Origin of the sequence: Arthrobacter sp. 2762 (genome assembly GCF_040548745.1) — a bacterium.
Lineage (GTDB): Bacteria > Actinomycetota > Actinomycetes > Actinomycetales > Micrococcaceae > Arthrobacter.
The window spans coordinates 168,056-182,226 of the sequence record NZ_JBEPSI010000003.1 but is presented as its reverse complement, the minus strand read 5'-3'; the positions used below and the strand labels follow the sequence as shown (position 1 = coordinate 182,226).

At 61.7% G+C, this 14,171-nt stretch carries 12 protein-coding genes; 4 read left to right on the top strand and 8 right to left on the bottom strand.

All coding sequences use genetic code 11. The features are described from left to right. Positions 1 to 67 precede the first annotated feature (67 nt). The 3 genes from glpK to ABIE18_RS07440 form a co-directional block, all read right to left on the bottom strand. Positions 68 to 1,582 carry a glycerol kinase GlpK gene (glpK, locus tag ABIE18_RS07450; protein WP_499722045.1) on the bottom strand — a complete coding sequence of 505 codons (1,515 nt, stop codon included), beginning with the start codon at positions 1,580 to 1,582 and terminating at the stop codon, positions 68 to 70. Positions 1,583 to 1,650: 68 nt separating this feature from the next. After that, positions 1,651 to 2,403, bottom strand: coding sequence for an MIP/aquaporin family protein (locus tag ABIE18_RS07445; protein ID WP_499722044.1), 753 nt, complete (start codon positions 2,401 to 2,403; stop codon positions 1,651 to 1,653). Positions 2,404 to 2,572: 169 nt separating this feature from the next. Next, entirely contained in the window at positions 2,573 to 4,357 is a 1,785-nt protein-coding gene (locus ABIE18_RS07440) for a glycerol-3-phosphate dehydrogenase/oxidase (protein ID WP_499722043.1), read from the bottom strand. 121 nt (positions 4,358 to 4,478) lie between these two features. Between ABIE18_RS07440 and ABIE18_RS07435 the strand changes: the two genes are divergently transcribed. Genes ABIE18_RS07435 through ABIE18_RS07420 form a run of 4 tightly spaced genes read left to right on the top strand, consistent with a single transcriptional unit; the run spans position 4,479 to position 8,415 of the window. Next, entirely contained in the window at positions 4,479 to 5,441 is a 963-nt protein-coding gene (locus ABIE18_RS07435) for a sugar-binding transcriptional regulator (RefSeq protein ID WP_499722041.1), read from the top strand. 34 nt (positions 5,442 to 5,475) lie between these two features. After that, positions 5,476 to 6,357, top strand: coding sequence for an aldo/keto reductase (locus tag ABIE18_RS07430; protein WP_499722039.1), 882 nt, complete (start codon positions 5,476 to 5,478; stop codon positions 6,355 to 6,357). Between the two features lie 10 nt (positions 6,358 to 6,367). Next, a complete protein-coding gene (locus ABIE18_RS07425; protein WP_499722038.1) occupies positions 6,368 to 7,312 on the top strand; it encodes an alpha/beta fold hydrolase in 945 nt (314 codons plus the stop codon). Next, a complete protein-coding gene (locus ABIE18_RS07420; RefSeq protein WP_499722037.1) occupies positions 7,309 to 8,415 on the top strand; it encodes a glycosyltransferase family 4 protein in 1,107 nt (368 codons plus the stop codon). Before ABIE18_RS07425 ends, ABIE18_RS07420 begins: the two co-directional genes overlap by 4 nt. Here the strand turns inward: ABIE18_RS07420 and ABIE18_RS07415 are convergent. From ABIE18_RS07415 to gmk, 5 genes are all read right to left on the bottom strand, one after another. Further along, the gene (locus ABIE18_RS07415) at positions 8,382 to 10,478 is read right to left on the bottom strand and encodes a primosomal protein N' (RefSeq protein WP_499722035.1); all 2,097 of its coding nucleotides are present in this window, start codon (positions 10,476 to 10,478) and stop codon (positions 8,382 to 8,384) included. The two genes, ABIE18_RS07420 and ABIE18_RS07415, sit on opposite strands and share 34 nt — an antisense overlap. A gap of 199 nt (positions 10,479 to 10,677) precedes the next feature. Then, positions 10,678 to 11,907 (bottom strand): methionine adenosyltransferase, encoded by a 1,230-nt coding sequence (metK, locus tag ABIE18_RS07410; protein WP_224090531.1) that lies wholly within the window; start codon positions 11,905 to 11,907, stop codon positions 10,678 to 10,680. A gap of 88 nt (positions 11,908 to 11,995) precedes the next feature. Beyond that, positions 11,996 to 13,255: a bifunctional phosphopantothenoylcysteine decarboxylase/phosphopantothenate--cysteine ligase CoaBC gene (gene coaBC / locus ABIE18_RS07405; RefSeq protein WP_499722034.1), complete on the bottom strand. Its 1,260-nt coding sequence runs from the start codon at positions 13,253 to 13,255 to the stop codon at positions 11,996 to 11,998. Between the two features lie 27 nt (positions 13,256 to 13,282). Continuing rightward, positions 13,283 to 13,543 (bottom strand): DNA-directed RNA polymerase subunit omega, encoded by a 261-nt coding sequence (gene rpoZ / locus ABIE18_RS07400; protein ID WP_017197559.1) that lies wholly within the window; start codon positions 13,541 to 13,543, stop codon positions 13,283 to 13,285. A gap of 39 nt (positions 13,544 to 13,582) precedes the next feature. Then, complete coding sequence (gene gmk, locus ABIE18_RS07395) at positions 13,583 to 14,155, bottom strand: guanylate kinase (RefSeq protein WP_224090532.1); 573 nt, start codon at positions 14,153 to 14,155, stop codon at positions 13,583 to 13,585. Between the last annotated feature and the right edge of the window lie 16 nt (positions 14,156 to 14,171).

The window sequence follows — 14,171 nt, the reverse complement described above, 5'->3', positions numbered from 1 at the left end:
ACTCCCCGCCATGGTGTGGTGGGCACCGCGAAGCGGGCGGGCGGGAGTCATCGGCCCCTTTTTTGAACTACTTAACGTCCTCGTCGACCCAATCCATGGACTTTGTTACGGCCTTCTTCCAGAGCCGCAGCTGGCGTTCCTGCTCTTCGGCGGGCAATTGCGGCTCCCATCGCTTGTCCTCGCCCCAGTTGGCGCTGAGTTCGCCCAGGTCCTTCCAGAATCCAACAGCCAGGCCGGCGGCGTATGCAGCGCCCAAGGCCGTGGTTTCAACCACCTTCGGGCGGACTACGGGTACGCCGAGGATGTCGGCCTGGAACTGCATGAGTGCCTCGTTGGCGACCATGCCGCCGTCGACCTTCAGTTCGGTGAGGGGCACACCCGAGTCCGCGTTGACGGCGTCGAGTACCTCGCGGGTCTGGAACGCAGTCGCTTCAAGGGCAGCACGCGCAATGTGGCCCTTGTTGGCGAAGCGGGTGAGGCCTACGATCGCGCCTCGCGCGTCAGCCCTCCAATACGGAGCGAACAAGCCGGAGAACGCGGGGACGATGTACACGCCACCGTTGTCTTCGACTGCGGCGGCGAGTTCTTCGACCTGGGGTGCGGAGCTGATCATGCCGAGGTTGTCACGCAGCCACTGAATCAGGGAACCGGTGACGGCGATGGAACCTTCCAGGGCGTAGTGAGGCTTGTCGTCGCCGAGCTTGTATCCCAGGGTGGTGAGCAGACCGTTCTTGGAGTGAACGATTTCCTCGCCGGTGTTGAAGATCAGGAAGCAACCCGTGCCGTAGGTGTTTTTCGCTTCACCGGCCTGGAACGCGGCTTGACCAAATGTGGCGGCTTGCTGGTCGCCCAGGATGCCGGCCACGGGAACTTCGCGCAGCAACTGGGAGGTGTGGACGTGCCCGTAGACCTCGGAGGAGGATTTGATGGCGGGCATCATGGAGGCCGGGACGCCGAAGACGTCAAGAATTTCCTGGTCCCATTGCAGCGTCTCAAGGTCCATGAACATAGTGCGGGACGCGTTGGTCACGTCAGTGACGTGCACGCCGCCGTCGACTCCACCAGTGAGGTTCCAGAGAACCCAGGCGTCGGTGTTGCCGAACAACAGGTCACCGGCTTCAGCGCGTTCGCGGGCGCCGTCGACGTTGTCCAGGATCCATTTGATCTTGGTCCCTGAGAAGTAGGTAGCCAGCGGCAGGCCAACCTTCTGTTTGAAGCGTTCAGGTCCACCATCCTTGGCAAGCTCGTCCACAATCGACTGGGTGCGCGTGTCCTGCCAGACGATGGCGTTGTAAACCGCTTCGCCCGTGTTCTTGTCCCAGACCACGGCGGTTTCACGCTGGTTGGTGATTCCGACGGCGGCAATATCGTGCCGCGTCAGGTTCGCCTTGGACAGCGCGGAACCTATGACCTCGCGGGTGTTGTTCCAGATCTCGGCGGGGTTGTGCTCAACCCAGCCGGCCTGCGGGAAGATCTGCTCGTGTTCCATCTGTCCCGTTGACACAATGTTGCCGGAGTGGTCAAAGACGATGGCGCGGGAGCTGGTGGTGCCTTGGTCGATGGCGATGACGTATTGATTCATGGTGACGTCCTTGTCTAAGTGGTATGTGCGGTTATTGATCGGGTAGGGCGTATTGCCGCGTAGGGTGTCTAGCCGGCGACGGACGGCATGATCCCTGGAACGATGTTGGCCATGAGGCCTGCCAGCGTACCGCCAACAAGGGGCCCGACGACAGGGATCCAGGAGTAGGCCCAGTCGCTGGAGCCCTTCCCCTTGATGGGGAGGACGGCGTGTGCGATGCGGGGTCCGAGGTCACGTGCCGGGTTGATGGCGTAACCGGTGGGGCCACCAATGGAGACGCCGATACCGACCACGAGCAGCGCCACAGCCAACGGACCCAGGCCCGAGGGCGTGCCGCCGAAAGTCAGGATGACGAAAACCAGGACGAATGTGCCAATGATTTCGGTGATGAGGTTCCACGGGGTTGAACGGATGGCAGGACCGGTGGAGAACGTTCCCAGCTTGTTGGCTGCCAGCGGCTCCTCATCAAAGTGCTGTTTGTAGGCGAGCCAGCAAACAACGGCGCCCAGGAATGCCCCGAGCAGTTCGCCACCGAAGTACGTCAAGGTGGAAGCGAAGTCCACGCTGACATCGGGCGCGTATTCCTTGCTTCCCTTAACAAGCAGGCCCAAGGTGACCGCCGGGTTCAGGTGCGCACCGGACTTTGCGGCCACGAAAACGCCCGCGAAGACCGCAATACCCCAGCCCCACGTCACCATCAAGAATCCACCGTTGTTGCCCTTGGTGCCTTTGAGCGCAACGTTGGCCACGACGCCACAACCCAGCAGGGTCAGCATCATGGTTCCGAATACTTCGGAAAGGAAAACTATTCCAAGAGACATCTTTGACTCCTCATTTTTCTGTTGACAGCCTCCTCGCGGGTTGAAGAGGCCGTTGGGAGAGTTCCGTTTTCCGCAACTATCCCGGCGTGGTGAGCCCCAAGGGGCTCACCTACCCCGTTTCCCGTCCCTGTCGCACAGTGGGACGGTCAAGCATTGTGTGCAGCCGCCCTCAGGCTACGAGACTGTGCACGTCAACCTTGTGGAACCGTCGCAGCACGTCCTGGGCGTGGCGCACTTCTGCCTCACGGACAGCGGCATCCCACCCAAGCGGTTCAGCCAATGCTGCAGCAATCTCGTTCAGCAACTCGCCGGTCACCAGGCCGCGGAACGCGAGGGACGTCCGTCGGATGAGGACATCCACCAGATGCCCGACCTGCTCGTGTTCGGCCATGAATGCCAACTCGCGAACACTGAGTTCCCGGGTGGAACGAAGCGGCGCGTCGTGTCCGGCGTTCAGGTAATCGATGACAGCCTCTGCCCGTGTTCCATACCGTGTCAGGAGACCAGCCACGCGATCGGCGTCCAGCCCCGGCCCCATATGCTTCTTGATCCACTCCTGTTCGCCTTGTTCCGTGGCAGGGAAGCCAGCGCCGCCGCCGATGGCGAGCTTCGCCGTCGAAACTTTCCGTTCCAGACCCAGTTCGCGAAGAACGTCGTTGGTCATGTGTTCGGCAAGTGCCCGGAAGGTGGTCCATTTGCCACCTACCAAACTGAGTACGACGGCGGCCTTACCGCCTGGCGTCGCCATGGCACCTTCGCCGGTGCGGACGCTGCGTTCGATCCTGTAGTCCCTTGAGACAAATCCCGGTTGGGTGGCGTCGTGGCGCGGGAGGGGACGGACTCCGGCGAAGCTGTACACGATCTGGCCTCGGTTCACCTTGATGGTGGGGAAGACATGGCCGATCAGCTCGAAGAAGTAGTCGATTTCGGATTCGGTGCAGACAGCGTCTTCTGTCATGTCGGCGTCAACGTCCGTGGTGCCGACCAGCACGCGGTCCCCCATGGGGTAAATAAGGACGATGCGACCGTCTGTGTGTTCGAAGAAGATCTCCCGGCCATTGCAGGCGGCCAGCAGTTCAGGGTGGTCCAGCACAATGTGCGAGCCCTTGGTGCCGCCCATGAACTGGCTGGCGGCTCCCATGGCCTGGTTGGTGAGGTCCACCCATGCGCCCGTGGTGTTGACGATGACGTCGGCCTGGAAGTCGAACTCCTTGCCGCTCAATTCATCGCGGAGCCGCACTCCATCGGTGCCCATGGAAACCAGTGAGACGTAGTTGCTGGCGCGGGCCGTCCCGCCAGGCAGGCCACCGCCGCGGCCGGCCTTCTCGCCATCCTGAAGCACGTCCAGGGTGAGCCGCTCAGGGTTGTGGACGGACGCGTCAAAGTAGGTTGCCGCGTATTTGATTCCCGGGTGCAGCTTGGGTAGCTCCGCCAAAGCCTTGTCCTTGCCGCGGAACTGGTGCCGCGGGACGCTGCCGCCGTCACGGGAGAAGAAGTCGTACATGCTCAAGCCGAGCTTGATGAGGAAGGCGCCGCGTTCGTTCGGTTTGCCCTGCTTGTGGGTGAGGAAGCGCATGGGCGCGGACAGGATTCCCGAGAAGGTGCTGAAGATGGGAATGGTGGTCTGGAGCGGCTTGACGTAGTGCGGGGCGATCCGAAGGAGACGGTTGCGCTCCACGACTGATTCCTGAACAAGGCGGAACTCACCGTTCTCCAGGTATCGAATGCCGCCATGGATCATGTGCGACGATGCACCACTGGCTCCTTGGCAGTAGTCCCCACGCTCCACGAGCGCGACGTCAATGCCCTGCAGGGCGAGGTCCCGGAAGGTTCCTACGCCGTTGATACCGCCACCGATGATGAGTACTTTCGCCGAAGGCCGCTCCCGCAAGGCGGTTACAGATTCACGCCTGTGCGCATCAGAGGAGGTACCGGAAATCCTGTTGTGTCCCAAAACTGCTCCCTTGGGCTTGGTTTGTGCGCGGCGTTACGTTCGCTGCACCTTTCACCACTAATCTGGCGAAGGTGGAAAATGGAGTCAAGCTATTTGCACAAACGTGCAGGAAGGAAATGAGATGGGACGCTCACGTCACTCGGATGCCCTCCGGGCCGCACAAATGTACTACCTGCAGGACCTGACCATGGACGCGATTGCGCGGGAACTCAGGACCTCACGCTCCACGGTCTCCCGGCTGTTGTCTTCCGCCCGGGAAACAGGCCTGGTCCAGGTCCAGATCCGCAGCCCGTTCGATACTGCCCCCGAGCTCGAAAGCCAGATTCGCGACAAATTCAAGGTGGACGTCCACGTAGTGCCGGTGCTTGACACCTTGAACGAGGCGGAGACGCTGGACCGCGTGGCCATGCAGGCAGCGCGGACCATAGGACCCCTGGTGGATTCCAATGCCATCATCGGCATTGCCTGGGGTGCCACGCTCAGTGCCGTGAGCCGGCACCTGACCAGGAAGGTCACACACGACACCATCGTTGTCCAACTCAACGGCGCCGGGAACATGCAAACAACCGGAATCACCTACGCCAGCGACATCATGCGGCGCTTTGGCAGCGCCTACGGAGCGCGGGTGGAACAATTCCCCGTGCCTGCGTTTTTCGATCACGCGGCCACCAAGACGGCCATGTGGAATGAGCGCAGCGTTCAACGCATCCTGGATCTGCAGGCGCGCATGAGCATCGCCATTTTCGGTGTTGGATCCGTTGATTCGGACTATCCAAGCCATGTGTACGCTGGCGGCTACCTCGACGAACAAGACCTCAGCATGTTGGCTGCCGACGACGTGGTGGGCGACGTAGCCACTGTCTTCTTCCGCAGTGATGGATCATCTGACGGCATTACCCTGAACGAACGGTCAACTGGCCCAAGCCATGAACAGCTACGGCAGGTACGACGCCGGATTTGCGTCGTGTCCGGCGCCTCCAAAATCAACGGCCTGCAGGGCGCCTTGGCAGCCGGACTTGCCACTGACCTCATCCTCGATGAAGCCTCGGCGCGCCGCTTGGTGAGTTTCAGTGGCCAGTCCTGAGGCTTTCCGCCGCGGAATGGGTAGAGTCGTTGATATGAGATTCCCGGCCCGGCTGACCTTGAACAACGGCGTGATGATGGACCGCTTGGGATTCGGACTCTATAAGGTGCCGCCAAAAGAAGCTGAGGCTTTGGTGAGCACTGCCCTCGGCGAAGGCTATCGGCGGTTCGATACCGCCGCCATGTATCACAATGAAGTGGGCGTAGGCCGCGCGATCGGGGGTGCAATCGGCGATGCCAACGAGGCAAACCTCGGCACGGGTGGTTCCGGAGAATCCGTGCATGCCCTGACCCGGGAAGACGTCTTTATCACCACCAAGGTCTGGAATGACGACCACGGTTACGACTCCACGCTCCGCGCTTTCGATTCATCCATGGCCAACCTCGGACTGGACTTCGTGGACCTTTACCTCATCCACTGGCCGTGTGCCGGACGAGGCCTGTTCGTGGAGACCTATAAAGCCATGGAAACCCTGTACAGGGAAGGCAAAGTCCGGGCCATTGGGGTTTCGAATTTCCAGCCCGGGCATTTGGAAGAACTCATGCAGAAAGCCGAAGTGGTCCCGGCCGTTAATCAGATAGAGCTGCACCCCTGGCTTCAGCAGGGCAGGCTGCGGACACTGCATGAACAACTCGGGATCCGAACCGAAGCATGGAGCCCCCTTGGCCGCGGGCAAGTCCTTGCCGACCCCGCGATCGTGGATTTGGCTCACAAATACGGCAGGACACCGGCCCAAATAATCCTCCGGTGGCATCTCCAGCTTGGGAACCTCGTCATTCCCAAAGCCAGTTCCGCGGGGCGGATCAAGGAGAACTTTGCCGTTTTCGACTTCGAACTCGAGGCAGCAGACATGGACGGCATGGGGGCGCTTGAACGCCACCACCGCACGGGCTCGCACCCGGACAACGTGAATTAGGAACGGCCGAATGGAAAAAGTGGACACCGCGCACACCCCGGAAGGCGCAGATGCCCCGATTGAATTCATCAGCAAGTCCCTGCAGGGACGCACTATCGCCTCTGATGTGGACGTCGATGGCAGCAATGTAGCGTATTGGACGTACGAACCCGTCAAACCCACACAGGATACCCGCACGATTTTGGTCATTCACGGTTTTCGGGGCGACCACCATGGATTGCTCCGTGTAGCGGACCTGCTTCCGGACATGCGGATCATCATGCCGGACCTCCCGGCGTTTGGCAGTTCAGATCCTTTCCGTGAGGACGAACACACGGTTGAGCGTTACGGCCATTTCATCTCCGGCTTCATGGCCGCACTGGGCCTTGGCCCCAAGACCGTGCTGCTGGGCCACTCCTTTGGCTCCATCGTCGCGAGCCATTTTGCAGCCCGGAATCCGGGCGCCATTTATCCATTGATCCTGATCAACCCCATCGCTGCACCCGCTTTGGAGGGTCCCAAGGGGATCATGACCAAGCTCGCGGTGTTTTACTACCAGGTGTCCGCCAAGCTTCCAAGGCGCCTTGGACTTGCCCTCCTGCGCAACCGGGCCATTGTCCGGATCATGAGCGTCACCATGGCCAAGACCAAAGACAAAGACCTGCGCCGCTTCATCCATGGCCAGCATGATGCCTACTTCAGCGCGTTCGCGGACCGAAGGAGCCTGCTCGAATCCTTCAAGGCATCCGTGTCGGGCACTGTGGCAGACGTCGCCGGGGAGTTACGCCTCCCCGTACTGCTGATTGCCGGCGAAAAAGATGAGATCGCCACTTTGCCCAACCAGCACAAACTGATGGAGCGCCTTCCCGAGGGCACATTGGAAGTGATTCCCGACGTCGGGCATTTGATCCATTACGAGACGCCGGCCCCGGCGGCCGCAGCTATCCGCACTTTCCTGGAGGAACACCCCGCGTGAAAATTGTCATCGACGCCCGCTTCACCAGGACGGACCACCACGATGGCATCAGCCGGTACGGTTCAAGCCTCATTGCGGCAACATCCAAAATTGCGGATGTCACCATGCTCATTAACGACAAACGCCAACTCGCGTTGCTTCCCGACGTGCCCTATGTGATGGTCAACAGCCCGCTGTCCCCACGTGAGCTGTTCGTTGCCGGCAAGGTCAACTCCTTGGGTGCGGACGTCGTAGTGTGCCCGATGCAGACCATGGGAACCCTGGGGCGGAAGTATGGCCTGATCCTTACGCTGCACGACCTCATCTATTACGAACACCCTGCTCCCCCGGGTTTCCTTCCGGCTCCGGTGCGCCTGCTCTGGAGGCTGTACCACAAGGCGTTCTGGCCGCAGCGCCTGCTGCTGAACCGGGCTGACGTGGTGGCTACCATCAGCAGGACCACAGAGGCTTTGATGGCCAAGTACACCTTGACCCGCCGCCCCGTGCGGATCGTTGGCAATGCCCCACAGCCCGGCCAGACCCCCCGCGATCCTTCGGCCGGGGCGGATAAAACCCTGCTGTACATGGGTTCGTTCATGCCTTACAAGAACGTGGAAACCATGATTCGGGGAATGGCAGGCCTGCCGGAATACACACTGCACTTGCTCAGCCGGATTACTCCCCAGCGTCGGGCGGAACTGGAGGCCATGATCCCTCACGGGGCTAAGGTCCAGTTCCACAACGGTGTAACAGACGCCGAGTATGAAGAGCTTTTGACCAGGGCGACTGCCCTCATCAGCTTGTCCCGGGCCGAGGGATATGGATTGCCCCTGGTGGAGGCGATGTCACTGGGAACTCCTGTTATCGCCAGCGACATTCCGATTTTCCGGGAAGTGGGCGCCGATGCGGTCAGCTATGTTGACCCCGAGTCGCCCTCGGAGTTCGCTGCGGCTGTCACGGCGTTGGGCGATGACAGATTGTGGCAACAACGTTCCCGCAGGTCCGTGGAACGTGCTGGAGACTTCAACTGGGAAGAATCCGCCCGGCAGTTGCTGGCTGCGGCTGAAGAGGTCGTGGCGCTTCGTAAGCGCTACAAGACGTCCACGCCGTCGAGCCGCAGCTGAATTGGTCCGGCTGTGCGTTTCGCCGCGTTCGCTGCCTTGACAGCACGCAGGGCACGGGTAGCGTCTACGGCGTCTGCGTAGGGAATGAAGTACAGAGTGCGGACGTCTGCCTCGGCCTCACTTCCGGAGCCTTGGGCACCACTGGAGAATAGCTGAAGTGGCGCCGGACCGGCGCTGCGGAGCTTCGTACCGGACTTTAGCTTGACGCTCGCCTCGAAGGTATCGGAAAAATGCGCGACGTCGGCCCTTGGCCCGGTCACTGAAGCTACCCGCACTGCCGGGGGAAGCTGCAGTTCCTTCCGGAGTGCCAGTTCACGCGACGCGTAGCCCGGTGCGTCCCAGCGCAGCAGGGCTCCGGTAGCGGTTGTGTCGTCTGCCGTGATGATGACCAGCCCACCCTGGTTGGAGGGTCTCACCAGGGACGCAGCGTTGAACCACCGCCGAACAGTGTCCTCACCGGCCCGCAGGTTTTCCCGGCGGAGCAATGAATTGCCGTCCAGAAGCAGCGCGGCCGCGTACCCTTGGGGAGCCACGGGTTCGGCGCCAACTGTAGCGACGATCAATGCCGGAGCATCAGGCACCGTTGCCTTGATGTTCTCCCCCGACGAGGTGATAACCGTCTTTCCAGGAAAAGCCCGCCCTAGTTCCTCCGCCGTTCGCACGGCTCCTGCTGCAACCCGGCGCAGGTGTGTGCCGTTGCAATGGTTGCAGCGCCACTGCGGTGCCGGCGTGGAACACCAGCGGCAAAGCGGCATGGCGGAACTGCTGGAGATAGCCAGCGGTCCTTGACAGTTGTTGCAGCGGGCCAGCTCCCGGCACGTCTCGCAAGCCAAAGAGGGCGCGTAGCCAGCACGTGCAACCTGCACCAGCACAGGGCCATGTTCGAGGCCTTCCTTGGCCGCACGCCATGCTGCTCCGGGCAAACGTGCAATCCGGGCCAGGGGATCACGTTCCTGTTCAAAGCTGTCAGCTGTGTTCAGGACACGCGGAACAGTGGAACGAATCACCGTTCGCGGTGCCTCGATCGGCACAGCCCATTGCATTTCAACCAGACGCTGGAGTTCAGTGCTGCGGCTGTGGGATGCCATCAGGCAGGCTGCGTTCTCCTGCTCGGCCCGCAGGAGCAGAACTTCGCGCGTGTGCGCGTAGGGAGCCCGCTGGTCGATGTGGAGGTCATCACCATCGTCCCAACAGACCACGAGTCCCAAGTCCCGGACCGGCGCATAGGCGGCGGATCTGGTGCCGATGGCCACACGCGCTTCGCCGCTGAGGATTCGCAGAAAGCTCCGGTAGCGGGGAGTTTGACCATCGTCAGCCGTCAGCCGCGCGACGTCACCCGCTGGCAGGACTTTGGCGAGGGCCACCTCCAGCTGTTCGAGATCCCTGTAATCGGGAACAACCACCACTGCACCACGGCCGGATGCCCGGACTGCCGCAACCGCCGAGGCAACCAACGAAGGCCAACCCCCAGGGCCGAATCCCTGAAGCGCAGTGAGGACAGCCTTGGGTGATCCGCCGCCGGCCAGGTGATGGAGGAACGGGGCTCCATTGGAGTAGGAACCCCAGGCATGGGCGTCCGGCGCATTTGACGGAAGCTCCGATCCCCCTGCTGCGTGCCCGGAGAGTAGCTCCTTCTCCACTTTGGCAACGCGCGGGGGAACAGCAGTACGCAGGACATCGCTCAAGGTTCCGGCATAGCGCGCAGCTACCGTTCCAGCCAACTCCACGATTTGGGGCGTCAGGACCGACAACGTGGAGATTACTTTGTGAAGTGGGGTCAGCGGGTGGCCGGCATCCGAAGTGTCTACGCGTTCCAGCACGAAGCCGTTAAGCTCCTGGCCGTTGAACTTCACTTTCACTCGGACTCCGGGAACAGCAGAATCAGCGAGTTCAGCGGGCACGCTGTAATCGAAGGGCCGGTCCAGGTGTGGCAGGGCGGATTCCAGCACCACGCGGGCGACGGGATTCACTGCCGCCAACGGGGGTCCGCTGACGGGAGACTTGTCAGGGAAACCTTGAAGCAAAGAAGGTTGAAGCAGCGGCTGGGCTTCGTGTCCGGCCATGCTCGTCACCTCCAACTCAATTGCGCGGACTTTCCACGCAGGAACACATTTTCCACGCAGGAAGCCTGGGTCCTCCACGCAGGAACGAAGGATGCCCGCAGTGGGATCAACCCACTGCGGGCATCTCTCTGGCTCCAGCCAATCATGGGCCACCGACAAAGTTACAAACACCGGCTGGCACACGCGGATGAGCGGGAGATCAGGCGTTGAAGAATTCCTTCAGGTCCGCTACGCGGTCCAGGCGCTCCCACGTGAAGTCGGGCTCGTCGCGGCCGAAGTGGCCGTGAGCCGCCGTCTTGGTGTAAATGGGACGCTTGAGGTCCAAGGCGTCGATGATGGCCCGGGGACGGAGATCGAAGAGCTCGTTGATGGCCTCGCTGATGCGGGCCGGGTCAACAGTTTCCGTGCCGAACGTCTCTACGTACGTTCCGACCGGACGTGCCTGGCCAATGGCGTAGGCAATCTGGATCTCCGCGCGCTTGGCCAGACCCGCAGCCACCACGTTCTTGGCAACCCAGCGCATGGCGTAGGCAGCCGAACGATCTACCTTGGACGGGTCCTTGCCGGAGAAGGCGCCTCCACCGTGCCGGGAGAACCCGCCGTAGGTATCGACAATAATCTTGCGACCAGTGAGACCGGCATCGCCAACCGGGCCGCCGATCACAAAGGCACCCGCAGGGTTCAGGATGTTGGCTACATGGGAGATGTCAAGGTTCGATGCCGCCAGAACGGGATCGATGACGTGGCTCGCGAGGTCGGCGCGCAGTTGCTCCAGGCTCGCGTCTTCCGCGTGCTGGCTGGAAATCACTACCGTTTCAACGGAAACCGGGCGATCGCCGTCGTACCCTACCGTGACCTGCGTTTTGCCATCCGGACGGAGGTACGCAAGTTCGCCGCTTTTGCGGACCTCGGTGAGGCGCTCCGACAAACGGTGGGCAAGCCATATGGGCGTCGGCATGTAGGACGCAGTCTCATCGCTGGCATAACCGAACATGATGCCCTGATCGCCCGCACCTTGGAGATCGTAGTCGTCCTCCTGGCGGCCTTCACGCGCCTCAAGCGAGTTGAAGACGCCACCGGCGATGTCGTTGGACTGCTGCCCGATCGACACCGAGACGCCACAGCGGGCACCATCGAAACCGTTGGCCGACGAGTCGTAGCCGATGCCGAGAATGGTCTCGCGGACAATCTGCGGTATCTCCACATAAGCGTCAGTGGTTACTTCACCGGCCACATGGACCAGGCCGGTGGTGGCCATGGTCTCGACAGCCACCCGGGATTCAGGATCAGCAGCCAGCAGCCCATCCAGGATGGCGTCACTGATTTGGTCGCAGATCTTGTCCGGGTGCCCTTCAGTGACCGACTCGGATGTGAAGAGCCGGAGCTTGGACGGGGTGCCATGATGTTCATGGTGCAGCGGTAAAGTCACTCGACCACCTTACTGTGTTGCGGGGCGGCGGCATCCGCCGTGTGTCCCTATGCTAAGAATTGCGGGCGGAGGCTACCGCCGGTGGATGTTACCGGGAAGGAAAAACCCTGGCCAGTTCGGAGCCCACCCGATCCACAACTGCCGCGGCGACGTCAGCCTTGGATCCGGACGCTGACTGCGGTTCGGCCCCATGCCCGGAAAGGATCACTACGGAGTTGTCGTCCTCCCCGAAGACGCGACCAACCCCGACGTGGTTGACCACCAGGAGGTCACAGCCCTTGCGCTTGAGCTTCGCCGTGGCATGCTCCAGAACATCACCTTGGGCATCGCCGGTCTCGGCGGCAAAGCCCACGATCAGCTGCTGGCCACCCTCGGCGTTACGCCGTTCGACGAGCTCATGCAGGATGTCCGGGTTCCGAACCAGGCGCACCAAGGGTGCGTCCTCGCCGTCGACCTTCTTGATCTTGGTGTCCGAAACCTCTGCGGGACGGAAATCCGCCACAGCGGCAGCCATGATGACGACGTCGGAATCCACTGCCGCTTTCAGCGCTGCCTCACGCAGTTCCAAGGCGGACTCAACTCGGACGAGCTCGACGCCGGCGGGCGGCTCGACGTCCATATGCGCGGCAAGGAAACGAACGGTGGCACCGGCGGCCAAAGCAGCCGCCGCCAGGGCCGCACCCTGCTTCCCTGACGAACGGTTACCCAGGAAACGCACCGGGTCCAGCGCTTCCCTGGTACCACCGGCCGAAATCGTCACCGTTCGGCCGGCGAGGGAAGCATGTCTTGCCGGTACAGCCTTGGGCGAATCCGCCTCAGTGGCGGCCTCGGCCAACGCCATGGCTGCCGTGAAAATTGCCTCAGGTTCGGGCAAGCGGCCCGGACCCGAATCGGCACCGGTCAGGCGGCCGCTGGCAGGCTCCAGGACTGTGACGCCACGACTCCGCAAGGTTTCCACGTTGGCCTGGGTTGCAGCGTGCTGCCACATTTCCGTGTGCATCGCAGGAGCGAACAGCACCGGACCGTGAGCCATGAGGAGCGTGTTGGTCAGGAGGTCACCGGCCTGGCCTGTGGCTGCCTTTGCCAGGAGGTCCGCAGTGGCCGGTGCAACGACGATCAAGTCAGCCTCGTGGCCCAAACGGACATGGTTGACCTTCTCGACGTCGTCAAAGACGCTGTTGCTGACCGGGTTTCCGGAGAGCGCCTCCCACGTGGCAACACCGACGAAACGGGTAGCTGCTTCGGTGGGGATCACCGTCACCTGGTGACCGGCTTCAGTAAAAAGCCGGAGGAGCGATGCAACCTTGTAGGCTGCGATCCCTCCCCCGACTCCGAGGACTATGCGCACGTGACCTCCGTCAACAGGCAGTCTGTTTTATTCTGCGGGCTCGATCGGCGTGGAAACCAGGAGGCCTTCGTTGATCTCGCGGAGGGCGATCGACAATGACTTCTCGTTCAGCTTGGTGTCTACCAAGGGACCGACGTACTCGAAGAGGCCCTCGTGCAGCTGGGCGTAGTAGGCGTTGATCTGGCGGGCACGCTTGGCGCCGAAGATCACCAGGCCGTACTTGGAATCGGCAGCCTCAAGCAGCGAATCGATCGGCGGGTTGATGATGCCTTCAAGGTTCGTGGACACGAAATCTCCAAATTCTAGCGGGCCGACAAGTGCAAGCGCTTAGCGCTCGTGCGGGGTTAGCCCCATGAGTGAAACAAGCTCGTCCGCTGCCCGGCGAACGTCGTCATTAATGACGGTGTGGTCAAACTCCGGTTCAGCAGCAAGTTCCAGTTTAGCGGTTTCCAGCCTGCGCTGCTGTTCCTCGGCAGATTCAGTGCCGCGACCCACAAGCCGACGCACCATTTCTTCCCAACTGGGCGGTGCCAGGAAGACGAACTTGGCATCCGGCACAGCAGCCTTTACCTGCCGTGCACCTTGGAGATCAATCTCGAGCAGCACCGATTTCCCCTCCGCAATGGCAGCATTCACGGTGCTCCGGAGCGTGCCGTACCGGTTCTGGCCGTGGACCACGGCCCACTCCAGGAGTTCGCCATCGGCTACCAGCGAGTCAAACTCTTCGGCAGACTTGAAGAAGTAGTGAACCCCGTCCTTCTCCCCTGGACGCGCGGCGCGGGTAGTGGCGGAGACGGAAAGCCAAACCTCTGGATAGTTGTCCCTGATGTAGGTGGATACGGTTCCCTTGCCAACAGCAGTTGGGCCTGCGAGGACAGTCAGTCCAGGTTTCTTGCTCACGGATTCCTTCGGGGAG

What these genes read in the sequence shown, in the direction of transcription:
- glpK (WP_499722045.1), bottom strand. Translation starts at nt 1,582, where the DNA reads ATGAATCAATACGTCATCGCCATCGACCAAGGCACCACCAGCTCCCGC.
- ABIE18_RS07445 (WP_499722044.1), bottom strand. Translation starts at nt 2,403, where the DNA reads ATGTCTCTTGGAATAGTTTTCCTTTCCGAAGTATTCGGAACCATGATG.
- ABIE18_RS07435 (WP_499722041.1), top strand. Translation starts at nt 4,479, where the DNA reads ATGGGACGCTCACGTCACTCGGATGCCCTCCGGGCCGCACAAATGTAC.
- ABIE18_RS07430 (WP_499722039.1), top strand. Translation starts at nt 5,476, where the DNA reads ATGAGATTCCCGGCCCGGCTGACCTTGAACAACGGCGTGATGATGGAC.
- ABIE18_RS07425 (WP_499722038.1), top strand. Translation starts at nt 6,368, where the DNA reads ATGGAAAAAGTGGACACCGCGCACACCCCGGAAGGCGCAGATGCCCCG.
- ABIE18_RS07415 (WP_499722035.1), bottom strand. Translation starts at nt 10,478, where the DNA reads ATGGCCGGACACGAAGCCCAGCCGCTGCTTCAACCTTCTTTGCTTCAA.